The 25,929-nt window shown below is 40.7% G+C and carries 25 protein-coding genes; 18 read left to right on the top strand and 7 right to left on the bottom strand.

What is annotated here, in order from left to right; genetic code table 11:
• The first annotated feature begins 8 nt into the window (after positions 1-8).
• From atpG to LDL79_RS06870, 9 genes are all read left to right on the top strand, one after another.
• A complete protein-coding gene (atpG, locus tag LDL79_RS06910; protein ID WP_072980855.1) occupies positions 9-884 on the top strand; it encodes an ATP synthase F1 subunit gamma in 876 nt (291 codons plus the stop codon).
• A 177-nt stretch (positions 885-1,061) separates the two neighbouring features.
• Complete coding sequence (locus LDL79_RS06905) at positions 1,062-1,484, top strand: hypothetical protein (protein ID WP_225599681.1); 423 nt, start codon at positions 1,062-1,064, stop codon at positions 1,482-1,484.
• A gap of 72 nt (positions 1,485-1,556) precedes the next feature.
• Positions 1,557-2,987, top strand: coding sequence for a lipopolysaccharide biosynthesis protein (locus LDL79_RS06900; RefSeq protein WP_225599680.1), 1,431 nt, complete (start codon positions 1,557-1,559; stop codon positions 2,985-2,987).
• Positions 2,988-3,025: 38 nt separating this feature from the next.
• Entirely contained in the window at positions 3,026-3,460 is a 435-nt protein-coding gene (gene dut, locus LDL79_RS06895) for a dUTP diphosphatase (RefSeq protein WP_072980851.1), read from the top strand.
• Positions 3,461-3,553: 93 nt separating this feature from the next.
• Complete coding sequence (locus LDL79_RS06890) at positions 3,554-4,564, top strand: sugar phosphate nucleotidyltransferase (protein WP_225599679.1); 1,011 nt, start codon at positions 3,554-3,556, stop codon at positions 4,562-4,564.
• 9 nt (positions 4,565-4,573) lie between these two features.
• Entirely contained in the window at positions 4,574-5,920 is a 1,347-nt protein-coding gene (locus LDL79_RS06885; protein WP_225599678.1) for a tetratricopeptide repeat protein, read from the top strand.
• Between the two features lies 1 nt (position 5,921).
• The gene (locus tag LDL79_RS06880) at positions 5,922-6,689 is read left to right on the top strand and encodes a lipoprotein insertase outer membrane protein LolB1 (protein WP_225599677.1); all 768 of its coding nucleotides are present in this window, start codon (positions 5,922-5,924) and stop codon (positions 6,687-6,689) included.
• Positions 6,689-7,942 carry a murein hydrolase activator EnvC family protein gene (locus LDL79_RS06875; RefSeq protein WP_225599676.1) on the top strand — a complete coding sequence of 418 codons (1,254 nt, stop codon included), beginning with the start codon at positions 6,689-6,691 and terminating at the stop codon, positions 7,940-7,942. The genes LDL79_RS06880 and LDL79_RS06875 overlap by 1 nt, the downstream gene beginning before the upstream one ends.
• A 68-nt stretch (positions 7,943-8,010) precedes the next feature.
• A complete protein-coding gene (locus LDL79_RS06870) occupies positions 8,011-9,429 on the top strand; it encodes an amidohydrolase (protein WP_225599675.1) in 1,419 nt (472 codons plus the stop codon).
• A 63-nt stretch (positions 9,430-9,492) separates the two neighbouring features.
• Here the strand turns inward: LDL79_RS06870 and LDL79_RS06865 are convergent, their stop codons facing one another.
• Positions 9,493-10,002, bottom strand: coding sequence for an acyl-CoA thioesterase (locus LDL79_RS06865; RefSeq protein WP_225599674.1), 510 nt, complete (start codon positions 10,000-10,002; stop codon positions 9,493-9,495).
• Positions 10,003-10,100: 98 nt separating this feature from the next.
• The gene (locus LDL79_RS06860) at positions 10,101-11,033 is read right to left on the bottom strand and encodes an HU domain-containing protein (RefSeq protein ID WP_225599673.1); all 933 of its coding nucleotides are present in this window, start codon (positions 11,031-11,033) and stop codon (positions 10,101-10,103) included.
• 95 nt (positions 11,034-11,128) lie between these two features.
• On the opposite strand from LDL79_RS06860, the gene dprA reads away from it, so the two are divergent.
• Positions 11,129-12,229, top strand: a complete 1,101-nt coding sequence (gene dprA / locus LDL79_RS06855) for a DNA-processing protein DprA (protein ID WP_225599672.1) — start codon at positions 11,129-11,131, stop codon at positions 12,227-12,229.
• On the opposite strand, the gene trpS is transcribed toward dprA, so the two are convergent.
• Entirely contained in the window at positions 12,226-13,194 is a 969-nt protein-coding gene (gene trpS, locus LDL79_RS06850) for a tryptophan--tRNA ligase (protein ID WP_225599671.1), read from the bottom strand. The two genes, dprA and trpS, sit on opposite strands and share 4 nt — an antisense overlap.
• Before the next feature lie 115 nt (positions 13,195-13,309).
• Between trpS and LDL79_RS06845 the strand changes: the two genes are divergently transcribed.
• Entirely contained in the window at positions 13,310-14,065 is a 756-nt protein-coding gene (locus LDL79_RS06845; protein WP_225599941.1) for a lysophospholipid acyltransferase family protein, read from the top strand.
• 187 nt (positions 14,066-14,252) lie between these two features.
• On the opposite strand, the gene LDL79_RS06840 is transcribed toward LDL79_RS06845, so the two are convergent.
• The 4 genes from LDL79_RS06840 to recA all read right to left on the bottom strand — a co-directional run bounded on the left by LDL79_RS06840 (position 14,253) and on the right by recA (position 17,753).
• Complete coding sequence (locus LDL79_RS06840; RefSeq protein ID WP_225599670.1) at positions 14,253-15,692, bottom strand: outer membrane beta-barrel protein; 1,440 nt, start codon at positions 15,690-15,692, stop codon at positions 14,253-14,255.
• The gene (locus LDL79_RS06835) at positions 15,689-16,237 is read right to left on the bottom strand and encodes an RNA polymerase sigma factor (protein WP_225599669.1); all 549 of its coding nucleotides are present in this window, start codon (positions 16,235-16,237) and stop codon (positions 15,689-15,691) included. Before LDL79_RS06835 ends, LDL79_RS06840 begins: the two co-directional genes overlap by 4 nt.
• A 17-nt stretch (positions 16,238-16,254) precedes the next feature.
• The gene (locus LDL79_RS06830) at positions 16,255-16,671 is read right to left on the bottom strand and encodes a hypothetical protein (protein WP_225599668.1); all 417 of its coding nucleotides are present in this window, start codon (positions 16,669-16,671) and stop codon (positions 16,255-16,257) included.
• Positions 16,672-16,742: 71 nt separating this feature from the next.
• Complete coding sequence (gene recA, locus LDL79_RS06825) at positions 16,743-17,753, bottom strand: recombinase RecA (protein WP_072980825.1); 1,011 nt, start codon at positions 17,751-17,753, stop codon at positions 16,743-16,745.
• Between the two features lie 543 nt (positions 17,754-18,296).
• Between recA and trhO the strand changes: the two genes are divergently transcribed.
• From trhO to LDL79_RS06790, 7 genes are all read left to right on the top strand, one after another.
• Entirely contained in the window at positions 18,297-19,334 is a 1,038-nt protein-coding gene (gene trhO / locus LDL79_RS06820; RefSeq protein ID WP_225599667.1) for an oxygen-dependent tRNA uridine(34) hydroxylase TrhO, read from the top strand.
• A gap of 242 nt (positions 19,335-19,576) precedes the next feature.
• Positions 19,577-20,746, top strand: a complete 1,170-nt coding sequence (locus tag LDL79_RS06815; RefSeq protein ID WP_225599666.1) for a PSP1 domain-containing protein — start codon at positions 19,577-19,579, stop codon at positions 20,744-20,746.
• Positions 20,739-21,221, top strand: coding sequence for a gliding motility lipoprotein GldH (locus LDL79_RS06810; protein WP_225599665.1), 483 nt, complete (start codon positions 20,739-20,741; stop codon positions 21,219-21,221). Before LDL79_RS06815 ends, LDL79_RS06810 begins: the two co-directional genes overlap by 8 nt.
• A 7-nt stretch (positions 21,222-21,228) precedes the next feature.
• Positions 21,229-23,568 (top strand): penicillin-binding protein 1A, encoded by a 2,340-nt coding sequence (locus LDL79_RS06805; protein ID WP_225599664.1) that lies wholly within the window; start codon positions 21,229-21,231, stop codon positions 23,566-23,568.
• A gap of 84 nt (positions 23,569-23,652) precedes the next feature.
• Entirely contained in the window at positions 23,653-24,357 is a 705-nt protein-coding gene (locus LDL79_RS06800) for a CoA transferase subunit A (RefSeq protein ID WP_225599663.1), read from the top strand.
• Positions 24,358-24,395: 38 nt separating this feature from the next.
• Positions 24,396-25,034 carry a peroxiredoxin gene (locus LDL79_RS06795; protein ID WP_225599662.1) on the top strand — a complete coding sequence of 213 codons (639 nt, stop codon included), beginning with the start codon at positions 24,396-24,398 and terminating at the stop codon, positions 25,032-25,034.
• Between the two features lies 1 nt (position 25,035).
• The gene (locus LDL79_RS06790; protein WP_225599661.1) at positions 25,036-25,692 is read left to right on the top strand and encodes a CoA transferase subunit B; all 657 of its coding nucleotides are present in this window, start codon (positions 25,036-25,038) and stop codon (positions 25,690-25,692) included.
• Positions 25,693-25,929 lie beyond the last annotated feature (237 nt).

The raw sequence follows: 25,929 nt of genomic DNA, 5'->3' as shown, positions 1-25,929 counted from the left end.
TTAAATAAATGGCAAATTTAAAGGAAATACGTAACCGAATTTCATCAGTATCTTCAACGATGCAGATCACAAGCGCTATGAAAATGGTGTCGGCTGCTAAGTTGAAGAAGGCTCAAGATGCTATTACAGCAATGCGCCCTTATTCTGATAAATTAACCGAGTTGCTTCAAAATCTTAGCGCTTCGATGGAAGGAGACAGCGGAAGCCGTTTTGCTGAAGAGCGTCCTGTTGAAAAAGTGCTTGTAATTGCGATCTCTTCAAATAGAGGTCTTGCAGGGGCTTTCAACTCAAACATCGTAAAAGAAGCTAAGAACATTGCAGATACTGTTTACGCCGGTAAAGAAGTTCACTTCTTAACCATTGGTAAAAAAGCAAATGACATTCTGAAGAAATCACACACAGTGATTTTTAATGATAGTGAGATCTTTGATGATTTAACGTTTGAGAATGTTGAAGCAATTGCTGAGCGTGCAATGAATTTATTTACCGAAGGAACTTACGATAAAGTTGAATTGCTTTACAATTCCTTCAAAAATGCCGCTACACAAATTGTTACTCGCGAGCAGTTTTTACCTATTGTTCCTTTAAAAGAGCAATTTGAAGAGGTAGCTCCGGCAAACACTACAGATTATATCTTTGAGCCTTCTAAAGAAGAGATTGTAAAGCAGCTTATACCTAAAGCTTTAAAAACACAATTCTTCAAAGGAATAAGAGATTCCGTAGCAAGTGAGCACGGTGCACGTATGACAGCGATGCACAAAGCAACAGATAATGCGACTGAGTTGAGAGATCAGCTTAAACTAACGTATAACAAAGCGCGTCAGGCTGCAATTACTAACGAGATCCTTGAGATCGTAGGTGGTGCAGAAGCATTAAACAACTAGAAATTATTTTATTTCATATCTTAAAGCCTTGCAATTGCTGCAAGGCTTTTTTGTTGGTACAATCGCAGCGCTTAATATCCAGTTATGATGGCTATTGCGATGCCCAGAGATAGTTTATCTATTGTATACGACCTAAACAATCCATACGTTAGCTTTGTAAACCCAATCTAAGCACTTATGAAAAACATATTATCAGCTTTGTTCTTATTTACTTTATTCTCTTGTGGGGGAAGCAACCAACTCGTTAAGAACCCGCCTTTTGAGATTGAAAAAACGACTCGTAAATCTGGGGTTAAGGGCCTCGAAAACATTCGTTTTGTAGCCAAAAATATTCCCCAAGAGGTAAGCTTTGAATCTTTATATTTTCAGCAGAAAAAATCTAAAGTACTTTGGGAAGATACCAATCTGTATTATGCCACTTTCTCGACAGTGCCTGCGAATAGTAAAGACCGCGTATTATCAGTAAATCGTGAAGATGAAGCGAAAAATCCTTTACCGCAAATTCCGGTTGAAGTGCCTTTTAAAATCAAAGCAAATGAAGCCTTATTAGAATACAAAGTAGGAGATAAGACCTTTTATACCGTTCTGGAGGTTAAATAGGAGAAAGCGTTGCAGTCTCGGTTTTGGATTGCTTCCGAATAGTTATTTTTAAATGGAAAAAATCGAACTTCTTTGAGCGTACTTAAAGGTTTTGTAAAAGATACGGCGGTTTATGGGTTGGCCACTATTCTCCCCAGATTGATGAACCTGTTTCTGATCAGTCTGCACACCGATAGTTTGGAAACTTCGGGCTATGCAGATAATACAGCCTTTTATGTGGGGGCGGCATTTTTAAATGTCTTGTTGGCTTATGGTATGGAAACGGCCTTCTTCCGTTTTTTTTCTAAAGCCGAAGATGAAAATAAGGTGTACAGCACGGTGCTGATAGCACTTACTGTAACCTCTTTAATTGCGTTCGCCGTACTGTATGCATTGCGTGAACCCATTTGCGAGGCTTTAGAGCTTCCTGTTGAATATTTTGGATACTTACTAGGGGTCTCCATTTTAGACGCGCTTGTAGTAGCTCCTTTTGCGTATTTGCGAGCAAAAGGTAAAGCGTTGCGCTTTACAGGCATAAAAATTACCAATCTTGCGATCTATGTTGTGCTCAATATCTTCTTTCTTTGGGCAATTCCAGAATTTAATATGCAGTTTAGTTGGTACGACCCAACTGCTTTACTCACGTATATTTTTGCGGCCAATTTAGCTGCGAGCGCGGTGACTTTTCTCTTGATCGCGCCTGATTTTTTTAAGATCAAACTTGTATTTGATAAGCAGTTATTCGGTCAGTTGTGGCAATATGGTTGGCCGGTACTTGTTGCGGGTTTGGCTTTTGTAGTAAATGAGAATTTAGACAAGCTTCTAATAGGGAATATGCTCGATAAGGATATCATGGGCGCCTATTCAGGATGTTATAAGTTGGCGGTTTTTATGACCATTTTTATACAGGCATTTCGCTTGGGAGCAGAACCTTTTTTCTTCAGTCATGCTAAAAACAAAAACGCTCCAACTACCTATGCTACCATTCTAAAATATTTTGTGGTTGTGGGTGCTGCAGGATTACTTTTTATCGTGTGCTTTATCGACTTTTTTAAAGCACTTCTCATTAGTGACTCAAGCTATTTTAAAGCCATTGAGATCGTTCCTTATATTCTATTGGCTAATTTATTTCTGGGAATCTATCACAACTTATCGGTGTGGTATAAGCTTACCGATAAAACCCGGTATGGAATGTATTTCTCAATTCTAGGCGCAGCACTTACCATTGCGCTCAATTGGTATTTTATACCGCTCATTGGTTTTATGGCTTCGGCATATACGACGGTTGTAGCTTATGGTACGATGATGCTGATTTCGTACTTTTACGGCCAAAAATATTATCAGATCCCCTACAACGTAAGCAGAATAAGTATGTATCTTCTTCTGGCTACCAGCGGAGCTTTGGTCTCCTTTTATTTTTTCAGATCAAATTATGGGGTGAATGGTGTAATTTTTCTGGCTTTTATGGGATTAACACTCTTGCTGGAACATAAGGAATTAAATGCCATTTTAGGGCGAAATTAAAAATAGAAATTCCACAGCGTGGAACTTAAAAGCACATTATGCAAATAAACATTATCAATACATCTAATCACGCATTACCGCATTACGAGACCGAAGCTTCTGCAGGAATGGATCTTCGCGCAGCGCTTGATGCACCGGTGACCTTAAAACCTTTAGAACGCGCGATCATCAAAACAGGTTTGTTCATTGAGCTTCCTGTGGGTATAGAAGCCCAAGTGCGCCCCAGAAGTGGTCTAGCAGCAAAAAAAGGTATTACTGTGCTCAACGCTCCGGGAACGATTGATGCAGATTATCGTGGGGAAATCGGCGTGATTTTAGTCAACCTATCTAACGAAGATTTTACGATCGAAAATGGCGAACGCATTGCCCAACTAGTCATCGCAAAACACGAGCGTGCTGATTGGAATGAAGTTGAAGTTTTAAGTGAAACAGCTCGCGGCGCTGGAGGTTTTGGAAGTACCGGAACCAAATAATGAGCTAATGATTTAAGAGGCATTCACCCAAAACACGCCTTTTAAATTCTAATAACGGTTCTTTTTGCAGAGAACAACCAGAAATTTAAACGTATGAAAATCATAGTCCCTATGGCAGGTCGTGGATCACGACTACGGCCGCATACCTTAACCATTCCAAAACCGTTAATCCCTATTGCGGGCAAACCTATTGTGCAGCGTTTGGTGGAAGATATTGCAAGCGTTCTAGATGAGAAAATCGAAGAAGTAGCGTATGTGATCGCAGAGGATTTTGGTAAAGAAACCGAAGAAAACCTAAAACAAATTGCACAAAATCTAGGCGCAAAAGGAAGCATTTACTATCAGGATAAACCCTTAGGAACCGGGCACGCCATTATGTGCGCGCAACAATCTTTGAGCGGCCCTTGTGTAATTGCTTATGCAGATACACTCTTTAGAGCAGATTTTACGTTAGATAAAGAAGCAGACAGCGTGATCTGGGTAAAACAGGTTAAAAATCCTGAAGCCTATGGCGTGGTTTCGCTAAATGAAAACAATGAAATCGAAGGTCTGGTAGAAAAACCCAAGGATTTTGTTTCAGATCTTGCGGTTATAGGCATTTACTATTTTAAAGATGGAGCGGTGCTCAAAAGCGAATTGCAGGCGGTTTTAGATGCTAAATTGATGCACGGTGGCGAGTATCAGATCAACGACGGAATCAAGCAAATGCAGGCGAAAGGCTACACGTTCAAACCCGGTAAAATCGATGAGTGGATGGACTGTGGCAATAAAAACGTAACTGTAGAGACCAACGGAAGAATGCTTCAGTTTTTGCACAAAGAAGGTGCACACCTAGTAGCTTCTTCAGCTCAACTAGAGAATGCATCGGTGATTCCGCCATGTTATATTGGTGAAAATGCGGTGATAAAAGATGCTACCATTGGCCCAAACGTATCTGTAGGTGAAGGCACGATTATTGAAAACAGCACCATTGAAGAAAGTTTGATTCAGAATTATAGTCAGGTTACTAATGCGCAGTTAAAAAATGCTATGATTGGTAATTATGCTAAATTCGATGGTAACTTTACGGCAATCAGCATAGGAGACTATTCTGAGTTGGTTTAAAAGATCCAAATGAAAAGATTTGCGTTTTTAGGAATGTTGCTTTTGTTTTCGCCTTTGGCGGAAGCCCAAGAGCCTACACCTTTGCAAGACGTGAATGTAGATCATTTAGAGGATGTTACAGATGCTTTTCAAGAATCTTTTTTTGAAGCGCTGAAGCAAAAAGGAATCGAGAACTATGATCGCGCAATCGCAGCATTAGATAAATGCATCGCATTACGGCCGCAAGAGTCCATTTTATATTTTGAAAAAGGTAAAAATGAGGCGGCTTTGGGCAACACTCAAGAAGCCGAAAACAATTACCTGAAAGCGCTTCAGCTTAAACCCAATCAGCGGGATATAATGGAGGCTTTATACGAAGTGTACTATGCGCGTCAGGATTTTGACAAAGCGATAGATCTTGTACAAGAACTGGCTAAGTTTGACATTAAGTATAAAGAAGATCTAGCGCGCATTTACGTGCGTAAAGGAGCCTTTAAAGAAGCGTTAGACGTTTTAGATGAGCTGGATGAAGCGTTGGGTAAAGATGCTTATCGCAATCAGATCAGAGAACAGGCTATGGCATTGAGCGGAGGTGATTTTAAAGAAAAAATGCTTCTAGACGCGATCGCTCAAAATCCGCAAAACGAAAAAAATTACCTCAATCTCATTTATATCTATAGTGAGCAAGGTAAAACACAACAGGCTTATGTTACTGCTCAAAAATTACTTAAAGTAAATCCAAAGGCAGATGAAGTGCATTTGGCGCTGTACAAATTTCATTTAGAACAGAATGATGTAGCGCGCGCTTTTCAATCTTTAGAACGCGTGATGAAAAGTTCAAAAGTTGAAGCCAAAGCAAAACACAGCGTCCTTAATGATTTTTTAATCTTTGTAGATCGCAATCCGGAGTTTGAACCAGAATTAGAACAAGCGATCGCTTTATTTTCTGAGGAAGAGGCGACTGATGTTAATGAAGAATTAGGAGCTTATTATCTAAAGAATAATGATAAAACAAAGGCGTTAGCTTATTATGAGGCTGCTTATAAAAAAAATCCTGATGATGTAAATGTGCTGCGTAATTTGGTACTCTTGCAATTACAGGCACAACAGTTTGAGAATGCTGCTGCATTAAGTGAAGAAGCGCTGGCATTTTATCCGGCGCAGGCGGTATTTTATTTAGTTTACGGGGTAGCGCAAAACGCTTTAGGAAAAGCGCAGAACGCAGTAGATTATTTAGAGATGGGGATTGATTACGTAATTGAAAATCCTCAAATGCAAGCCGATTTTTATAGCGAACTTGCGCGCGCTTACGAAACGCTGGGAAATGCCGAAAAGGCAGCGGTGTATCGCAGGCGATTAACAAATTTGACACAATAGTATGCAATTGATATATCGAGGAATTTTAGTGCTAACGCTTATAGGTCTTGTGGGATGTAAGGCGACCAAAAATGCAGCATCTACAGAAGATTTAGCTTCGGCAAAGATCATTAAAGCGCATTATGACACGCATCCTGAATTTGAGACGTTGGCAGCACGGCTTAAAATTCGTTACTCAGATCCTGAGACCACACAAAATGTAACGGTAAGTCTGAGAATGAAGCAAGGAGAAACCATCTGGATGAGTGCTTCGGTGTTGGGGATTTCTTTAGCGAAAGCAATGATCACGAAAGACCGCGTTCAATTCTACGAGAAAATAGACGGTACTTACTTTGACGGCGACTTTGAATTATTAAGTGATTTACTAGGCACAGAGCTAGATTATAACCAAGTGGAAGCTTTACTGCTGGGGCAACCTATTTACGATTTAAGAAGTGGGGGCTTTAGCGCCGGTGCGACCTCTTCGCGTTATTTGGTAGCACCGCGCAAGCAATCTGCCTTGTTTGATTTGTTTTTCTATCTTAACAGCGGGGCGTTTACGCTGCAAGAACAGCGACTGGCGCAGCGGGAGGCTCAGCGCGATCTCACCATTTCCTACGGAGATTATATCGAGGAGCAACAAGGCTTTTTTCCTTCAGAAATCCATGTGAAAGCGCAAGAGGCAGAAAAAACCACAACTATTGACATCACATACCGCGGTTTAGATTTTAATTCTGAAGTGAGTTTTCCGTTTAATATTCCCGGTGGTTTAAAAGAAATCGAACTTTAATGCAATTGAAGCTGAAATTGAAATACACCCTATTTTTTGGACTTTTGCTAAGTTCGTTACTCGCTGTTGCCCAAAATGACAAACAAGCTGAGCTGGAGCGCCAGCGTCGCGCGCTGATGAGTCAGATTGAAGAGTTGAGCAAGTTGCGACAAAGCAACAAGAAGAAGGAAATCAACGTGCTGAGCCAGGTTGAAGATTTAGCTTCAAAAATTAAAACCCGGGAAAACCTCATAAGGGTAACCAACAGTCAGGCGAATTTGCTCACCCAAAAAATCAATCAAAACATCAATAAAATCAGTGAGCTGAGAGCCGAATTATCAAAGCTTAAAGAAGATTATGCTGCGATGGTACAAAAGTCATACAAGAGTAAAAGCAGTCAGAGCCGTATTATGTTTTTGCTATCTTCAGAGAGTTTTTTACAAGCTTATAAGCGAGTGCAGTATATGAAACAATACAGCAATTACCGCAAAAAACAAGGGGACCAGATTAAAGAGCGTACGACACTTTTACAAGAAACCAATACCAAGCTCATTGATCAAAAGGAAGAAAAACAGCAATTGATCGCTCAAAACAAAAGAGAGCAAGAAAGGCTTGAAGATGAGAAGAAACAACAAGATGCGTTGATTGCGACTATACGTGAGAAGGAATCCTCTTATGCTGCTCAAATCAATAAAAAACAAGCCGAAGCTAATCGTATTGACCGGGAAATAGACCGATTGATTCGGGAAGCGATCGCTGCTTCTAAAAAGGAAAGTGGCGCTACCACTACTTCAGAAACAGAGATCAAAAAGGGAGCGATGCCTACTTTTGCGTTGACTCCGGCGGCAAAAGCACTTGCTAATGATTTTGCCTCGAATAAAGGGAGAATGGACTGGCCTGTGGAACGAGGCAGGGTGTATAAAAAATTCGGAACCTCAAAGCATCCTACGCTTCCTAATATTACCACATACAATAGTGGTGTCGAGATTGAGACTGCACCCGGTAGTGTTGCGCGTGCAGCATTTAAAGGCACCGTGCAACAAGTGCAATTAATACGGGGCGGTGGCTATACCATACTTATCCGTCACGGTAATTACCTCACGGTGTATCAAAACTTAAAAAACCTTAAGGTGAAAGTAAACGATCAAGTTTCAACAAAACAAGCCTTGGGAGAAATCGCCGAGAACTCATTCAATGGAAAAACCATTTTGAAATTTCTAGTCTATAAAGATTCAGAGCGCTTGAATCCTGAAGACTGGATTTACAATATGTAGCAGAGTATAGCTCGTAAAATCAGATTGTTGTATTTTAGAAGTGCACAAATTCTTCAAACTGATTTTATATGAAAAAAACTACCTTCCTTTTTACGTGTTTACTCTCCACGATTCTTTTCGCCCAAAATAAACAAGAGCAAGTTTTAGAACAGCTTGATCAAAACACCCAAGCCTACGGCGAGATCGCCCATAAAATATGGTCTTTTGCCGAAATGGGATATCAAGAAGAACAAAGCGTTGCTTTACTTCAAAAAACTTTAAAAGAAGAAGATTTTACCATCGAAGCCGGCGTGGCAGGAATGCCTACGGCTTTTATCGCGAGTTATGGATCGGGAAAACCGGTCATTGCGGTTTTAGGTGAGTACGATGCCTTGCCGGGGTTATCCCAAAAAGCAGTCGCGCATAAAGAATCTAATGGCGGTGTAGCCGGGCACGCGTGCGGGCATCATTTGTTTGGTACTGCATCTGCGGCCGCGGCGATTTCAATAAAACACTATCTGGAAAATACAGGTACATCAGGAACCATTCGTTTTTACGGTTGCCCTGCCGAAGAAGGAGGTTCGGGTAAGGTGTATTTAACGCGCGCCGGACTCTTTGATGATGTGGATGCGGTGATCAATTGGCATCCGGGAAATTCCAACGGCGCTGATCCCGGCGCGGCATTAGCAAACAAATCGGCTAAATTTAGATTTCACGGAATTGCCGCACACGCTGCCGGTGCTCCTGAGAAGGGGCGCTCGGCGCTTGATGGGGTAGAGGCGATGAATTATATGATCAATATGATGCGCGAGCATGTACCCGAAGATACCCGTATTCATTACGTGATTACCGATGGCGGAAAGGCACCCAATGTTGTGCCTGATTTTGCTGAGGTATATTATTATGCGCGCCACACGACCCGAGATGTGGTGATCGATGTGTTTGACCGAATGGTTAAAGCAGCTGAAGGAGCAGCACTTGGAACCGGTACAACAATGGATTATGAAATGATTGGCGGAACGCACGAATTGCTACCCAATCTTACGCTACAGAAACTTATGTACGACAACTTGAAAGAGGTTGGTGGGTATACCTATACGTCCGAAGAACGCGAGTTTGCCGAAGAAATTGCTACAAGCTTGAATACAGACCTTGATGTAAAAAATGTAGAAGGTATAAGTGAGTACAATCCTATTCCTGAAGCGGGTGGCTCTACAGATGTGGGTGACGTGAGTTTTACTGTACCTACCGTTGGTCTGTATACGGCTACTTGGGTGCCGGGAACACCTGCACACAGTTGGCAAGCAGTGGCAGCGGGTGGAACCAGTATAGGCACCAAAGGAATGATGGTAGCAGCAAAAACTATGGCTAAAACAGGTATGGACTTATTTGACCAACCCGAAATTCTTAAAGCAGCTTGGACTGAATTTGAAGAAAAGCGCGGCGAAGATTTTGAGTATATCCCTTTGTTGGGAGATCGAGAACCGGCACTAGATTATAGAAACTAGTATACGTACTAAACAAAAACGGGAAGCAACTGCTTCCCGTTTTTGTTTTATGATTGAATTGGCTTACTCAAAAAGCGCTTTTAATTCAGTAGCTTCTATAGCTTCCATTTTTCCGGCGAGAACAAGACTGAGTTGTTTTCTACGTAAAGCGGCATCATAACGCTGGATTTCTTTTTCGGTTTCCGGTTTAATTTGAGGGATAGGTACCGGCATTCCGGTTTCATCTACGGCAACAAAGGTGTAAATCGCATCGTTTGCTTTTGATTTAAGGCCATTTTCGCGGTCTTCTACCCACACATCGATCACAACTTCCATAGAGGTCTTAAAAGCTCTGGAAATCGAAGCTTCTACAGTCACCACACTCCCTAATGGGATCGCTTTATTAAACGCGACGTGATTTACCGATGCAGTCACCACAATTCGGCGTGAATGTCTTCTGGCGGTAATACTCGCAACACGATCCATACGTGCAAGAAGTTCGCCTCCAAACATATTGTTTAAAGGGTTCGTTTCATTGGGCAAAACCAGATCGGTTTGCGTGGTACGCGATTCAGAAGGCGTTTTTGCTTTCATACTTTGATTTTCGGCAAAAATAGGAAGAAAAAGCCGGTAGAAAATCAAAAAAGCCTCCTAGTTTGGAGGCTTTTGCATATTAATCGTAAAAATAGATCTTAATTCAATTCTTGGATCAGCATCCAAGCATTAGGATTATCTGTGTTACGTATGTTACGTAATTCTTTTAGAGCTTCGGTGCGATCTGTGTAACTTCCGTAAACCACTTGATGCAAGCCGTATTTGTTTTCACCTAAAGTGCGTGCTTTATAACCGGCTTCGCGCAGTTGATTTACACGTGTTTCAGCATTTTCAGGAATTCTAAAAGCTCCTGCTACTATATGAAAATTTCCTTTTGGTTTAAAGGCATTCAAAGTAACGGCAGGCAACGGATTATCAATCGTGAAGGTCGCATGTTGAATAGTATTTTCGATCTGACTTTCTGCCTTTTGTTTTTCGGCAAAATTATGATCTGCAATATCCTTGAAATATAAAAAGCCTAATGCTCCAGATAAACCTATGGTAAGCAATCCTACTGCGGCATACTTCATCCAGACGTTTGAGCGGCGGGCAGGAGTGAGATGAATAGGCGCTTTCTCTTCAATAGCTTCTGCTTCTTGCGCTAATACTTCGCGTGTCACCGGTTGAGCGGTATACGCGGCAAGACCAAAAGCTTCGGTTAAATAATTGGTAGATTGCTCAGGCTCAAAACTCAAGTTTCCGGCTTCATTTTGAGACAGGGTACCAATTTTATCAAATACAAGCGTTTCTTCAGCATTCAATTTTTGCTGAATATTCACAGCGAATTCCTGCACTTTTAGTAATGCACTTTCATAGCTTAAATGCTCTGCCGAAGCGACATAATTAGCTAATAGTCCATCATTTTCTTTCAATTGTGCATTAAAAGAAATACGTTTTTTAGGAGGGAAAAAGGCCTGTGCGGTTTCGTCGTGATATGCAGAAACGCGGTGTGCTAAAAACGCTCCGAAGCCTGGAACGATCACGCACTCGTATCTATAAAGTAAGTCGCTGATGTAGTTTGAAAAATGCATAAAGTAAAATTAAAAAAAAATGCTACCGCCTTTAGAAAGTTGTTCGTGATTTGTTAACAATTTTGCAATACCTTTATTAACAGCAATTTAAAATAATGAAAGAAGACGAACTTCACGCATTTCTGACCTTACAACGTATTCCTAATTTAGGCGACACATCGATCAAAAGACTTATTGGGCGATTTGAAACTGCACAACAAGTGCTAGATCAAAAGAAAGAAAGCCTTTTAAAACTAGACGGAATCGGCGCTTTTAAATTGAAAGCTTTTTTTGAAAAGGAACACAGGCTTGCGGCCGAAGAAGAATTAAAATTCATTCAAGAGCATAACATTGATTACTGCAGTTATAAAGATCAAAACTATCCTGAGCGATTAAAGCATTGTATTGATGGGCCAATTTTGCTTTTTAAACGCGGAAGTAAAGATTTTTCTCAGCAGCGAATGATCTCTATTGTAGGAACTCGTAAAGTCACCAATCACGGTGTAGACTTTATAAAGCAGCTTGTAGAGGATCTTGCACCTTTAAATCCGCTTGTGGTTTCGGGGTTTGCTTACGGAGTAGATATTACTGCACATCGCGCAGCGCTAGATCAAGGTTTAGATACGATTGCGGTGTTAGCCCACGGTTTGAACCAGATCTATCCTAAAGTTCATGCTAGGTATGTAAAAGCTGTTGAAGCGCAGGGCGCATTCATCACTGATTTTTGGAGTAGTGACGCGTTTGACCGAACGAACTTTTTACGTAGAAACCGCATCATTGCCGGGATGAGTGAAGCTACAGTAGTTATCGAAAGCGCCGAAAAAGGAGGCTCGCTCGTAACTGCAGATATCGCAAATTCTTACAACAGAGATGTTTTTGCAGTCCCCGGAAGACCGGGAGATGCGCAAAGTTTGGGCTGTAATAATTTAATCAAAACTCAGAAAGCTCAGTTGATCACCAGCGCAGCAGATTTAATTTATCTGCTCAATTGGCAAATAGAAGAGGAGCTCAAACCTGTGCAAAAGCAACTTTTTGTAGAACTCAATGCAGAAGAAAAAGTGATTTCCAATTTTTTATCAGACGTGGGCAAAGAGCAACTTGATTTGATTGCACTGCATTGCAAAATGCCCACGTTTAGAGTAGCCAGTATTTTGCTTAATATGGAGTTAAAAGGAGTAGTAAGACCCTTGCCCGGAAAACAGTTTGAACTGACTTAGTATCCTACTTTCTTACGTACGCGATCTAGAACTTCGTTTGCAATCACTCGAGCTTTTTCTGCTCCTATACGTAGTGCGGCATCCAATTCATCAAGATTGTCCATATAATGGTTGTACAACGCGCGCTCTTTTTCAAACTTGTTTAAGACAAGTTCGTATAAAGCTTTTTTAGCGTGACCGTAACCATAACCACCGGCTTCATAATTTTTACGCATTTGAGCAACTTCATCTTTTGAAGCTAACAACTTATAAATACCAAAAACATTACAGGTATCAGGATCTTTAGGATCTTCAAGCGGTGTGCTATCAGTCTCGATACTCATAATTTGCTTTTTCAATGCTTTGTCAGATTGAAAAATTATGATGGTGTTGCCTTTGCTCTTACTCATTTTCGCACCGTCGGTTCCCGGGATATACATCGTTTCCTCGTGAAGTTTCAGCTCAGGAATTACAAAAGTTTCACCCATTTGCGCGTGAAAACGAGAAGCGACATCGCGTGTCATCTCAAGGTGCTGAGATTGATCTTTACCTACCGGAACAATTTCAGCATCATATAACAAGATATCAGCGGCCATAAGCATCGGGTAGGTGAAAAGTCCGGCGTTTACATCTTCCAGTCTATCTGCTTTGTCTTTAAAACTATGTGCTAATGTTAAGCGCTGATACGGAAAAAAACAGCTTAAATACCAAGTAAGCTCTGTGGTTTGTGGGATATCGCTCTGGCGGTAAAAAACCGTTTTTTCAATATCAAGACCACAAGCAAGCCATGTCGCGGCAGTAGAATAGGTGTTGTGTCTTAAGGTTTCGCCATTTTTGATCTGAGTAAGCGAGTGCATATCTGCGATGAATAAAAAGGATTCATTTTCAGGCTGATTAGCCATATTGATCGCAGGGATTATAGCTCCTAATAAGTTACCTAAATGTGGTGTTCCCGTACTTTGAACACCTGTTAAAATTCGTGACATGGTTCATTTAAATTTTGCGTAAAGTTACCCCTTTTCAAGTATTAACTCCTTTTAAAATGTCTATTTTTGAGACGTCGGTTTGTATCTGCAAGTCGGCAGAAATCCTATACTGTTGATGTTAAGACTGCTTCAGAAATTACTGATTTTACTTTGGCGCATATGGTTCTATGTGCTCATCATAGTGCCCATTATCATATTGCTGCCCTTTCTACTTATTTCGGTAGCTAAAGATTCTTGGTATCCTTACTTTTTTAAAATGGCTAGGTTGTGGGCGCGCATTATTTTATACGGAATGGGCTTTTGGCCAGAGGTTAAACGTCTTGAAAAAACCGAACAGGGTAAAAGCTATATGTACATCGCTAATCATACCTCAATGACAGATATAATGTTGATGTTGAGCAGTGTACGTAACCCTTTTGTGTTTGTTGGAAAACAAGAACTTGCAAAATTTCCACTGTTTGGATATTTCTACAAACAAACGTGTATTCTGGTAGACCGCGGGGACCCTAAAAGCAGAAGAGCGGTATTTGAAAGTGCCCAAAACAGACTCAACCAGGGGCTTAGTATTTGTATTTTTCCTGAAGGTGGCGTGCCCGATGACACCAGCATTGTGCTTGATACGTTTAAAGACGGAGCATTCAGGCTAGCGATAGATCACCAAGTACCTATTGTACCGATGGTGTTTTATGATAACAAAAAGCGTTTTTCTTATGAATTTTTCACCGGTACACCGGGATTGATGCGCGTAAAAGTCTTGCCATTTATTCAAACCAAAGGCCTAAAAGCGATAGATCGAAAAACTGTAAAAGAGCAGGCTTTTAAAGCCATTCATGCCGAATTACTAAAAGATCAAGCCTACGCGGAAACCTAAAAAAGTCGCCCTAACCACAAATTGCATATGCAATAATTAACCTAACCAACTAAAAAACTAACCTAACTTCCTGTGCACTGTTAGTTGGCAGTACACAGTTTCTTTTAAAGTTTGAAGATTAAACCAAAGTCCGGCCGGTTTAAATACAGCCAAACTTTGGTTATCTCATCTTCCCCTTTCATATATTTTAAAACCGAATGCTTAAACCGGTGTAAAGACCTAAATAATAGGGTCTGAAATCGCTCACCGATTTGGTATAGGCATTTAGTTGGTACTTAAACATAGGTTCCAGATTGAATTGAATGTGAGGCGTGAATTTATAATCTAAGCCCAAACCAACGTTGGTACTGAAACTAGTATTATTAAGACTGTTTGACGACCCGATGCGAGAAACCAAATTATTATTTTCTTCAAGTGAAATGGAATTGTCATTTAGGAATAGGGTGCTAAAACCACCAATCACTTGAATACCGAATTTGCGATTGAGCAAAGCATATTCAGCTTCAAAAGGAACCTCAATGTAGCCTAATTCTTGACGCAAAGCATTGTTGATACTCGTACCCGCAACCGAAGCGTTACTCGCAAATTCTGCTGCTGAAGAAGCCAGACTTTTATTAGCATCTGCCACCTGAATCAACTGGGAATTTTGATTATAATCTATACTACTAATAGATTGCCCCTGAATGCTGGGGGCAAAGTTTACTTGTTCCGTACGGTAGCCCAAATTAACTTTATTCACTCCGGAGCGCACCGTAAGCCTGTCGTTAATGGCATAACTTACTTGAACCCCATAGCTAAAATTCACATCGCCACTTTTTTTGTTATCGGCAAATTCTGCCGCGATCCCAGAGCCACCAAAACTGTTGTAATACACGGGAGCCACCATAGGCGTAATACCCCAGCGTGATGCATCTTGAGATGCTGTATTTATAGTTTCAGTATCCGCTAGAGCTTCTTCCTCATTTTGCGCGTTTGCAATTTCTTCCAATGAGGGTAATTCATCTGCCGCAGCATTTTCTTGGGATTCGTTTTCAGTGGCGGCTATAGCGGTTGTGTTCTGCTCTGTGTTTGAAGTTTTGTCGTCCTGTGTAGCATTTGCATCATTGCCTTGGTCAGCGGTAGCAATACCTGTTGAAGCAGCAGTACTGCCAGATTTTTTCGACTCCGAAGTGTTTCGGTTTTGAGTCGTGTTTGATGCTTTACTTTTACCTTGATTTGCTTCCTTAGCTGAAGTAGAGGCAACAGCAGTAGCTTTAGTACTTGAATTGGATTCAGCCTTCTTTTGCGAATTAGAATCTTCAGTGCTTTTTTCTTCGGAAGAAACCACGGCATTGTCCGGAGTTTTCTCAATAGTTTTAGGTGTGCGCTGCTCTTGCTCAGGCGTTTCAGTTTCCTCTAAAACCACTTCTACATCTTGTGCATCTGATGTTGAGAATATAAAGTTACCGGCCATAAAAATTAAGGCCAAGATAGCAGCTGCACCGCTCAATTGAAGCCATAGCGGGATTATTGCTCTTTTTTTCTGCTGCTTGTCTACAATGCCAGCCCAGACTTTGTCATCAGGCATTGCCTCAAAGTCTTTAAACTTTTCCTGAAACAGGCGGTCTATGTTTTTTTGCTCTTTCACCGTGTTGAGGATTGTAGGGTTTCACTCTGCTGATAATTTTCAACTTTTTCTTTTAAGATCATTCGGGCACGCGCCAGATTAGATTTACTGGTTCCTTCACTAATGCTCAGCATTTGCGCGATTTCCTTGTGCGGGTAACCGTCTAGAACATAAAGGTTAAACACCAGCCTATAGCGGTCAGGTAATTCTTGTATTATTTTTAATAGAAATTGAAGCGGGATCTCATTGGTGTCAACAAAAACTTCCTCCTGCTCAATTTGTTCTTCATTTACAAGCTCAAACAAGCTCTGTTTGCGATACCGTTGCAAAGCGGTATTGATCACAATACGCTTTAACCAGCCTTCAAAAGAGCCTTTGCCTTTGTACTGATGTACTTTTTTAAAAATGGTTAAAAAAGCATCTTGAAGGTTATCTTCAGCCTCCTCATAATTACGAGAATACTTAAGGGAAACCCCAAAGAGCGTGCGAGCGTACAAAGTGTACAACTCGGCCTGCGCTTTGGGTTTTTCCTTAGTTAAACCTTGTAAGAGCTTTTCTAAACTCACATTGTTACGTGCTTAAATTACGGTTGCTCTACAGGAACTTCTTGAGTTTCATAAATAGGCTCGCCATTTTCATCATCGCCTTTATACATTTTAAAGACGTAGGTGTAGCGGTAAATTACATCGAAATTTAAAAAAGTTGAAACCGTGTCGTTTGGTGTGTCTGTACACATATCACTTTCTAAAACCTGACTTATGGCATACACAAAACGGGTGCTGTCTTCTCTAGCGGCTTCAAAATTGTAAAACTCGTGGCACGTTGTAGGTAATACAAACGAAACCGGCAATTGATAGCGCTCGCCGTAGACAAAACTTTCGGGTAACTCATAATCTGCAATCGGGAGCGCTTCATAGCTCACCACTTGCCCTTCATCATCCAGGGAACAACTGGTTATTAAACCTAATAAACCAATTAATAAAAAAACCTTTTTCATCATTAAAATTATCTGCTTTTTGTAAGTAGATACTTTAAGATGAAAAAGGTTGCGTAAGCCGTTTAAAAATTTTTCTAAGCTTCTTTAGCTATTTTAATGGCTTCTTTGATTTTAACTTCAAGTTCTTCTAGGAGATCAGGGTTGTCTTTCAAGATGGCTTTTACTGCATCACGTCCTTGTCCTAGTTTGGTATCTTGATAACTAAACCAAGAACCGCTCTTTTTGATGATTTCATAATCAACACCAATATCAAGGATTTCACCAACTTTAGAAACACCTTCGCCATACATTATATCAAATTCTGCCTGACGGAACGGAGGCGCAACTTTATTCTTAACCACTTTTACACGGGTTTTGTTTCCTTGCACTTCGCCGTTAGAATCTTTGATCTGTGTAGAACGACGAATATCAAGACGTACCGAAGCATAAAACTTAAGTGCATTACCACCGGTAGTTGTTTCTGGGTTACCAAACATCACGCCGATCTTCTCACGCAACTGGTTGATGAAGATAACAGTACAGTTGGTTTTGCTGATAGATCCCGTAAGTTTACGTAAGGCCTGAGACATCAAACGAGCATGTAATCCCATTTTAGAATCTCCCATTTCTCCTTCGATCTCACTCTTTGGAGTTAATGCAGCAACAGAGTCAACAACAATAATGTCAATAGCTCCAGAGCGAATTAAATTATCTGTAATTTCTAGTGCTTGCTCCCCATTATCCGGTTGTGAAATGATGAGGTTTTCTATATCTACGCCAAGTTTTTCAGCATAAAAACGATCAAAGGCGTGCTCTGCATCAATAAAGGCTGCAATACCACCTTTCTTTTGCGCTTCTGCAATAGCGTGTAAAGTCAGGGTTGTTTTACCTGAAGATTCAGGACCATAGATCTCGATGATTCTACCTTTCGGCAAACCACCAACGCCTAATGCCATATCAAGACCAAGCGAACCTGTAGATATAGATTCAACTTCAACGATCGCGTTATCACCCATCTTCATTACGGTACCCTTTCCATAGGTTTTATCCATTTTATCAAGGGTAAGCTTCAGGGCTTTTAATTTAGCTTCTTGTTCTTTGCTCATAGTTTTTGTCTTTAACGCTGATTTTGAGTGCGTTTTTAAAGAATCACTACTAACTATAGATTCTTTATTACACGCTGCTAAAGTACTATTTCTTTTAATGCACACCAATGAAATCAATCCAAATTATTGGAAAAATTCCTATTTAATTGTAATTTTAAAGAGATTGAACACCTAGAGGCGGAATATTTCCGAATAAAATTTAACATCTACCAAAGCAACCTCTTGCGTAAGTATGTATCTAAATGTAAAACCTTATGTGCTATGGTGCAGAAAGTTAAGCAAATACATTGCGTAAATAAGGGCTGTGTCGGCATTCCTTATTTTTGCAATATCAGATTGGACGGCGGTTAGCGGTGTTATGTTGATGAAATCAAATAATATATAACCTGAATTAGCCGTTCAAGAAAAATGCCCCTGAGAAACTCGCGGGCATTTTTTTGTTTTATAGTGAGACAAGTTTTAAAACACACGAGGCTATTCTTGCAGCTAATGACTTAAAAATGCTACTTTTGCGCCACTTTTAACCTTAAAATTAAGTATAGCATGCAACTGTACAACAAATTAAGCGCAAAAGAACGAGCAGCATTAATTGATGAGGCAGGCGAAGATCGCTTGACGCTCTCGTTCTATCAATATGCCAAAATCGGCAATCCGCAACTTTTTAGAGATCACCTATTTTTAGCTTGGAATCAAATGGACGTCCTGGGCCGTATTTACGTGGCTCAAGAAGGAATTAATGCGCAACTTTCGGTGCCGGCAAAACGTTTTGAAGAATTTAAAACCTTTTTAGACGGAATTAATTTCTTAGAAAATGTACGTCTCAATATCGCCATCGAGCAAGACGCAAAATCCTTTTTAAAACTCAAAGTTAAAGTGCGTCCTAAGATCGTAGCAGACGGTCTTGATGACGAGACTTTTGACGTTACCAATAAAGGTGTTCACGTAGATGCTGCAACCTTTAACGAACTCATTGAAGCAGATGATGTGGTGCTTGTGGATATGCGCAACCACTATGAGAGCGAGATCGGGCATTTTAAAAATGCAGTAACACCAGATGTTGATACCTTTCGCGACAGCTTAGATCTTATTGAAGAAGACCTGCGCGATCACAAAGAAGACAAAAAATTGGTAATGTATTGCACCGGTGGAATTAGGTGTGAAAAAGCCAGTGCGTACTATAAACACAAAGGTTTTAAACAAGTCTATCAACTCGAAGGCGGAATTATTGAATACGCACGTCAGGTTGAGCAGTTACAGCTTGAAAATAAATTTAAAGGGAAGAACTTTGTATTTGACCATCGTCGTGGCGAGCGCATTTCAGAAGACATTATTTCAAATTGCCACCAGTGCGGAAAGCCTTGTGATACGCACGTAAACTGTGCTAACGAAGCTTGTCATTTACTTTTCATTCAATGTGACGAGTGTGCTGAAGCGATGAATCATACCTGTTCAGACGAATGTAAAGAGGTGATCGCTTTGCCTTATGAAGTGCAAAAAGAACTGCGCAAAGGCATTCCTAACAGCAATAAGATCTTTAAAAAAGGAAGATCTGAAAAGCTGAAGTTTCAGAAGAAAGTATAAGAATTGAAGAAACAACGCAGAAAAAGTCGGTTTTAGGTAACCGACTTTTTTTATGCGCAACAGCTTCCAAAATGCAAAATGCCGCACATTTGCTTTAATCCCCAATTAGAATTACTATATTTTTGCATAGCTAAAATGTTATCTTTAGCAGCAATTAAGACGGAAGCTTTCCGTTGTCAACATATATAAATCATCAAATCCCGGAGATTTTAATCTGGAGATTTACAAACATATAGGATCTCATGGCGTGTGGAAATTGTGGTACGACCAAAAACGGTCAACCACGTGGTTGTCAAAATAATGGTACCTGTGGTACCGACGGATGTAACAAACTAACAGTCTTTGACTGGCTTTCAAATATGAGTCTGCCTGACGGGCAGGAACCCTTTGACTTTGTTGAAGTTCGCTTCAAAAATGGTCGCAAAGAATACGTGAAGAACGTAGATAAATTACAGATCAACGTAGGCGAAGTGCTAGCAGTTCAGGCGGCTTCGGGTCACGATGTGGGTATCGTTTCATTAACGGGTGAATTGGTGCGTGTTCAGATGAAAAAGAAACGCATTCCGTACAAAACCGACGATTTCTTAAAGATTTACCGCAAAGCAAACCAAAAAGATATTGAAGTTTGGGAAAGCGTAAAAGAGCGTGAAGAAGGCATTAAAGTACGTTCGCGCCAGATCGCTATTCGTTTAGGACTTCAGATGAAAATCTCTGATATTGAGTTTCAGGGTGACGGCTCTAAAGCGACTTTTTTCTATACTGCAGAGGAGCGCGTAGATTTTAGACAATTGATCAAAGAATTTGCACAAGAGTTTAGAACCCGTATCGAAATGCGTCAAATAGGCTTTAGACAAGAAGCGGCGCGTTTAGGCGGAATAGGTTCTTGTGGGCGCGAGCTGTGTTGCTCAACCTGGTTAACAGATTTTAGATCGGTGACGACCAGTGCAGCACGCTATCAGCAACTTTCTTTAAATCCGCAAAAATTAGCAGGTCAATGTGGGAAGTTAAAATGCTGCTTAAATTATGAGCTGGATGCCTACTTAGATGCGCTAAAAGATTTCCCCAAAACAGAACAAAAACTGTATACAGATAAGGGCACAGCGGTTTGCCAGAAGATCGATATTTTTCAAGGACATCTCTGGTATGCTTATGAAGGCGAGTGGATGAACTGGCATAAGCTCACCACAACGCAGGCCAATGAGATCATTGAAGCCAATAAGAAGAAAAACAAAGTAGCAAGTCTAGAAGAGTATGCTGCAGAACTTATTACAGACGCTAAAGTAGATTTTGGAAACGTTGTAGGGCAAGACAGTTTGACCCGTTTTGACAAACCTAAAAACAGCAGGAAGCGTTCAAAAAACCGTCGTAAAAAAGGAAATTTCCGAAAAAAGGGACCTAAAAAAAATGCATAAATACTTCTGTGCGCTTTTAGTTTTAAGCTGTTTTTGGTCTTGCGATAAAACAGCTGCTTTTCACGAATATAAATCGCTGCCCAAGTATTGGAAAAGCGATTCTGCGGTAACGCTAAAAGTAGATAACTTAGACACTTTAAGTACGTATAATGCGTTTATAACCTTGCGCAATGACAATTCGTATGCCTTTAGCAACGTGTTTTTGATCGCTTCGATGCAATTTCCTAACGGAAAAACCATTACAGATACGCTAGAGTACAAGATGGCAAATCCTGACGGAAGCTGGCTAGGCACCGGTTTTGGCGATATTAAGGAAAATAAACTTTGGTATAAAGAACATATACAATTTAGCGAAGCAGGCAGCTACACCTTTAAGCTGAAGCAGGCAATGCGTCGCAACGGGGACGTAAATCCTATCGCTGATTTAGAAGGAATTAGAGATGTAGGTTTACGTATTGAAAAAACAAACGAATAGAGATAAAATGGCTCAAAGTAAAAAGAAGCCTGCAAAACAGGCGAAAACTTCAAACCATAAACCCTATATCAAAGGGTTTTGGATTTTGTTTTTAAGCGGATTAGCTGCTGTAATTTTAGTGTTTCTTCTTGCCTCTTGGGGAGCTTTTGGTAAACTGCCCACCTTTGAAGAGCTTGAAAACCCAGAAAGCAATCTCGCTACTGAAATTCTTTCTTCTGACGGAAAAACCTTAGGTAAATTTTATAATGAAAACCGAACTCCGGTTAAATATGAAGACTTGCCGCAAAACCTTGTTGATGCCGTAGTTGCAACCGAAGATAGACGTTTTTATGAGCACTCCGGGATCGATATGCGAGGTACGGCAAGAGCCGTGGCTTTTTTAGGTTCAAAAGGAGGGGCAAGTACTATCACGCAGCAGTTGGCCAAACTTCTATTTTCTGACACTCCAAGCAGCAAGTTTGAGCGTGTACTTCAAAAGGTAAAAGAGTGGATTATTGCCGCGCGTTTAGAAAGTCAGTACACTAAAGAAGAGATTATTACAATGTATCTCAATAAGCAGGATTTCCTGTTTCAGGCGGTGGGAATTCGCTCTGCTTCAAAGATCTATTTTAATAAAGAGCCTCGTGAGTTGCGTCCCGAAGAATCTGCGATCATCGCCGGGATGCTCAAAAACCCAAGACAATTTAATCCGTATCGGGAGATTTCAAGAGATAAGTCGCTAGAGCGAAGAAATACGGTTTTAGCGCTTATGGCCGAAACCGGAAAAATTACTGAAACCGAGCGCGACAGTCTGATCGCAATGCCTATGGAGATCAAGTTCTCTCCAGAAGGCCACGCAGATGGGATCGCAACGTATTTTAGAGAATACTTAAGAGCCTTTATGTCTGAATGGATCGAAGAAAATCCTAAAGGCGTTGATGCTGATGGTAATGAAGAATATTATAACATCTATCGCGACGGACTCGTAATTACCACAACGCTTGATTCGCGTATGCAGCGTTATGCAGAAGAAGCCGTAACCGCACATATGGAAAATCTTCAACGCGAGTTTGACCGTCAAAATGAGAAGAATAGTACGGCTCCCTTTAGAGATATTAGTAAAGAGGAAGAAGAAGTAATTATCAATCGCGCAATGCGTAATTCTGACCGTTGGAGAAAGATGGCCGCTCAGGATATATCGGTAGAAGATATCAAGGCTTCTTTTGATAAAGAAACTGATATGCGAGTTTTTGTCTGGAAAGACGGTGCAAAAGAAGTGGATACCGTGATGACTCCACGTGACAGTATTTTGTATTACAAGCGTTTCTTACGTGCAGGTTTATTGAGTATGACCCCGCAAACGGGCGAAGTCAAAGCTTGGGTAGGCGGAATCAATTACAAGCATTTTCAATACGATCACGTAAAAACGGGTAGACGACAAGTAGGTTCAACATTCAAGCCGTTTTTGTACGCCACAGCCATAGATCAATTACACCTTTCGCCTTGCGATACGGTTCCAGATATTCCGTATTGTATTCCTGCGGGAGAAATGGGAGCTCAAAAAGCTTGGTGTCCAGAAAATTCTAGCAGTGGCTTTAAGGGGATGGTAACGCTAAAGTCGGCTTTAGCAAACTCGATCAATACCGTATCAGCGCGTTTAATGCATCGTGTAGGTCCTAAACCGGTTATCAATCTTATTGAAAAACTAGGAGTGGATACAGAAAATATCCCGGAAGTTCCTTCTATTGCTTTGGGTACAGCAGACTTGAGTTTGTTTGAGATGGTCTCGGCATATTCAGCTTTTGCAAATAAAGGCGTTCACGTTGATCCACAAATCGTATCAACAATTGTAGATAAAAACGGTACTGTTTTATATCAGAGTGTTCCTAAAGCTAAAGATATTATCAGTCAAGAGTCGGCTTACGTTACTGTTAATCTGATGGAAGGGGTGACCCAGTATGGTTCTGGTGCTAGATTACGCTCAGGTGCGATCAATAACTATGTGTATAACAATGTAGTTACGGGGCATCCTTATGCGTTTAAAAATCCAATTGCCGGTAAAACAGGAACTACACAAAATCAAAGTGACGGTTGGTTTATGGGTATGGTTCCTAATCTGGTAAGTGGTGTTTGGGTAGGAGGCGATGACCGCTCGGTTCACTTCCCTTCAATCACCTATGGTCAGGGAGCAACAATGGCATTGCCTATTTGGGCGGTTTTTATGAAAAAATGCTACGAAGACGAAGAGCTTAAAATTTCAAAAGGTGATTTTGAGCGACCTGAAAACTTATCAATCCGTGTAGATTGTTCGGCCCCGGCAGAAGGTGCAGCACAAGAGGTAGACTTACCAGATGAGTTGGACTTTTAATCCTTTTTAGAATACCATAAATTACTGCTAAAAGATTGCGGTTAGAAAACGTATTTTGTAATTTTCTTAAACTAAAATGAGAAAATGATAACAAAAACGGTAAACTCGGTTACAGAAGCATTAACGGGTATTGAGGACAATATGACCTTGATGTTAGGTGGTTTTGGGTTGAGCGGAATTCCGGAAAAAGCGATCGAACAACTCGTTAAACTTAACGTGAAAAATCTAACCTGTATTTCTAATAATGCCGGAGTAGATGATTTTGGTCTGGGCTTATTGCTTCAGAAAAAGCAGATCAAAAAAATGATCTCATCCTACGTGGGCGAAAATGCTGAGTTTGAACGCCAAATGTTAAGCGGCGAACTTGAGGTCGAATTGATTCCGCAAGGAACTTTAGCAGAACGTTGCCGCGCTGCACAGGCAGGTTTTCCGGCGATCTACACCCCGGCAGGCTTTGGAACAGAAGTAGCTGAAGGCAAAGAAACCCGAGAATTTGATGGTAAAATGTATGTACTGGAACATGCTTTTAAAGCCGATTTTTCATTTATAAAAGCCTGGAAGGGAGATACCGCAGGTAATCTCATTTTTAAAGGAACGGCGCGCAACTTTAATCCGCCGATGTGTGGAGCGGCAAAAATCACAGTCGCTGAGGTTGAGGAGCTCGTACCTGCTGGCGAATTAGACCCTAACCAAATACATATTCCGGGTATTTTTGTTCAACGTATTTTTGAAGGTAAAAACTACGAGAAACGCATTGAGCAGCGCACCGTAAGGAAACACAACGACTAACAACTAAACATATATAACAACCAAAAATTAATTTAATAATGGCACATTTAAGATTAGGTGATGTTGCACCAGATTTTACAACAGATACCACAGAAGGAACTATAAATTTTCACGAATGGCTTGGCGACAGCTGGGGGATTTTATTCTCGCATCCAGCAGATTATACTCCAGTTTGTACAACAGAGTTGGGAACAGTAGCGAATTATCACAACGAATTTAAAAAGCGTAATGTGAAGCCTATCGCACTCAGCGTAGATGGCGTGGCATCACACAAAGAGTGGATCAAAGACATCAACGAAACCCAAAATACCACTGTAGATTACCCAATCATTGGCGATGAGGACCGTAAAGTTGCAGAGCTTTATGATATGATTCATCCTAACGCAAGTGAGAAAGCTACGGTACGTTCGGTTTTTGTGATAGGACCAGATAAGAAAATCAAACTTACGTTGACATATCCCCCTTCAACAGGTAGAAACTTTGACGAAATTGTACGCGTTATCGATTCGCTTCAGTTGACAGCATACCATAAAGTGGCTACACCGGCCAACTGGAAGGATGGGGAAGACTGTGTGATCTCGCCAAGTGTAAGTAATGAACAAATTCCGGAGTTTTTCCCTAAAGGGCACACAGAAATTAAGCCTTACTTGAGAATGACTCCACAACCAAACAAATAAGATGCTAGACAAAAACGGAATCGCCAGGCGTATCGCACGTGAAGTTCAAGACGGTTTTTATGTAAATCTCGGTATTGGCATACCAACATTGGTTGCCAATTATGTGCGAGATGATATTGAAGTCGAATTTCAAAGCGAGAATGGGGTTTTAGGAATGGGGCCTTTTCCTTTTGAAGGGGATGAGGATGCTGATATTATTAATGCCGGTAAACAGACCATTACTACGCTCCCGGGCGCTTCGTTTTTTGATTCTGCTTTAAGTTTCTCCATGATCAGAGGGCAACACGTTGACCTTACTATTTTAGGTGCGATGGAAGTTGCTGAAAACGGGGATATTGCTAACTGGAAAATTCCGGGTAAAATGGTGAAAGGTATGGGCGGCGCGATGGATCTTGTCGCTAGTGCCGAAAATATCATTGTTGCAATGATGCATACCAATCGTTCCGGGCAGTCTAAGCTTTTAAAGCGCTGTACACTACCGCTTACCGGTGTGGGTTGTGTTACTAAAATAGTCACCAATCTGGCGGTGTTAGAAGTTACTGCTAAAGGTTTTAAGCTTTTAGAACGCGCCCCTGGAGTTTCTGTAGAAGAAATCAAGAAAGCGACCGAAGGTACCTTAGAAATACCTGATGAGGTTCCGGAGATGATTCTAGCATAAATAATTTGTAGTTTATCGATATAAAAGAGCCTTTAAAGAGGCTCTTTTTTGTCTTTAAACGATTGATGTTATTCGTTGAAATACTTGTTTCAGAATTTTCAACGCTGAAAAACACTTAAATTCGGTTGAAAAGCAATAATTTTTAACATTGTTTTGATAAAATCAACTGATTTTGTTTGGAGCAATGAAAAAAAATCCTACATTAGCAGCATTCCAACTCGGTAAGATTTTATAACA

It is taken from the genome of Leeuwenhoekiella palythoae (assembly GCF_020310025.1).
Classification (GTDB): Bacteria; Bacteroidota; Bacteroidia; order Flavobacteriales; family Flavobacteriaceae; genus Leeuwenhoekiella; species Leeuwenhoekiella palythoae.
Note: the sequence above shows the minus strand (reverse complement) of the source record. Positions and strands in the feature narration are given on the sequence as shown.

Excerpts from the sequence above, each read along its gene's own strand:
- atpG (WP_072980855.1), top strand. The coding sequence starts at position 9 with ATGGCAAATTTAAAGGAAATACGTAACCGAATTTCATCAGTATCTTCA.
- LDL79_RS06905 (WP_225599681.1), top strand. The coding sequence starts at position 1,062 with ATGAAAAACATATTATCAGCTTTGTTCTTATTTACTTTATTCTCTTGT.
- dut (WP_072980851.1), top strand. The coding sequence starts at position 3,026 with ATGCAAATAAACATTATCAATACATCTAATCACGCATTACCGCATTAC.
- LDL79_RS06890 (WP_225599679.1), top strand. The coding sequence starts at position 3,554 with ATGAAAATCATAGTCCCTATGGCAGGTCGTGGATCACGACTACGGCCG.
- LDL79_RS06885 (WP_225599678.1), top strand. The coding sequence starts at position 4,574 with ATGAAAAGATTTGCGTTTTTAGGAATGTTGCTTTTGTTTTCGCCTTTG.
- LDL79_RS06880 (WP_225599677.1), top strand. The coding sequence starts at position 5,922 with ATGCAATTGATATATCGAGGAATTTTAGTGCTAACGCTTATAGGTCTT.
- LDL79_RS06875 (WP_225599676.1), top strand. The coding sequence starts at position 6,689 with ATGCAATTGAAGCTGAAATTGAAATACACCCTATTTTTTGGACTTTTG.
- LDL79_RS06870 (WP_225599675.1), top strand. The coding sequence starts at position 8,011 with ATGAAAAAAACTACCTTCCTTTTTACGTGTTTACTCTCCACGATTCTT.
- LDL79_RS06865 (WP_225599674.1), bottom strand. The coding sequence starts at position 10,002 with ATGAAAGCAAAAACGCCTTCTGAATCGCGTACCACGCAAACCGATCTG.
- LDL79_RS06860 (WP_225599673.1), bottom strand. The coding sequence starts at position 11,033 with ATGCATTTTTCAAACTACATCAGCGACTTACTTTATAGATACGAGTGC.
- dprA (WP_225599672.1), top strand. The coding sequence starts at position 11,129 with ATGAAAGAAGACGAACTTCACGCATTTCTGACCTTACAACGTATTCCT.
- trpS (WP_225599671.1), bottom strand. The coding sequence starts at position 13,194 with ATGTCACGAATTTTAACAGGTGTTCAAAGTACGGGAACACCACATTTA.
- LDL79_RS06845 (WP_225599941.1), top strand. The coding sequence starts at position 13,310 with ATGTTAAGACTGCTTCAGAAATTACTGATTTTACTTTGGCGCATATGG.
- LDL79_RS06830 (WP_225599668.1), bottom strand. The coding sequence starts at position 16,671 with ATGATGAAAAAGGTTTTTTTATTAATTGGTTTATTAGGTTTAATAACC.
- recA (WP_072980825.1), bottom strand. The coding sequence starts at position 17,753 with ATGAGCAAAGAACAAGAAGCTAAATTAAAAGCCCTGAAGCTTACCCTT.
- trhO (WP_225599667.1), top strand. The coding sequence starts at position 18,297 with ATGCAACTGTACAACAAATTAAGCGCAAAAGAACGAGCAGCATTAATT.
- LDL79_RS06815 (WP_225599666.1), top strand. The coding sequence starts at position 19,577 with ATGGCGTGTGGAAATTGTGGTACGACCAAAAACGGTCAACCACGTGGT.
- LDL79_RS06810 (WP_225599665.1), top strand. The coding sequence starts at position 20,739 with ATGCATAAATACTTCTGTGCGCTTTTAGTTTTAAGCTGTTTTTGGTCT.
- LDL79_RS06805 (WP_225599664.1), top strand. The coding sequence starts at position 21,229 with ATGGCTCAAAGTAAAAAGAAGCCTGCAAAACAGGCGAAAACTTCAAAC.
- LDL79_RS06800 (WP_225599663.1), top strand. The coding sequence starts at position 23,653 with ATGATAACAAAAACGGTAAACTCGGTTACAGAAGCATTAACGGGTATT.
- LDL79_RS06795 (WP_225599662.1), top strand. The coding sequence starts at position 24,396 with ATGGCACATTTAAGATTAGGTGATGTTGCACCAGATTTTACAACAGAT.
- LDL79_RS06790 (WP_225599661.1), top strand. The coding sequence starts at position 25,036 with ATGCTAGACAAAAACGGAATCGCCAGGCGTATCGCACGTGAAGTTCAA.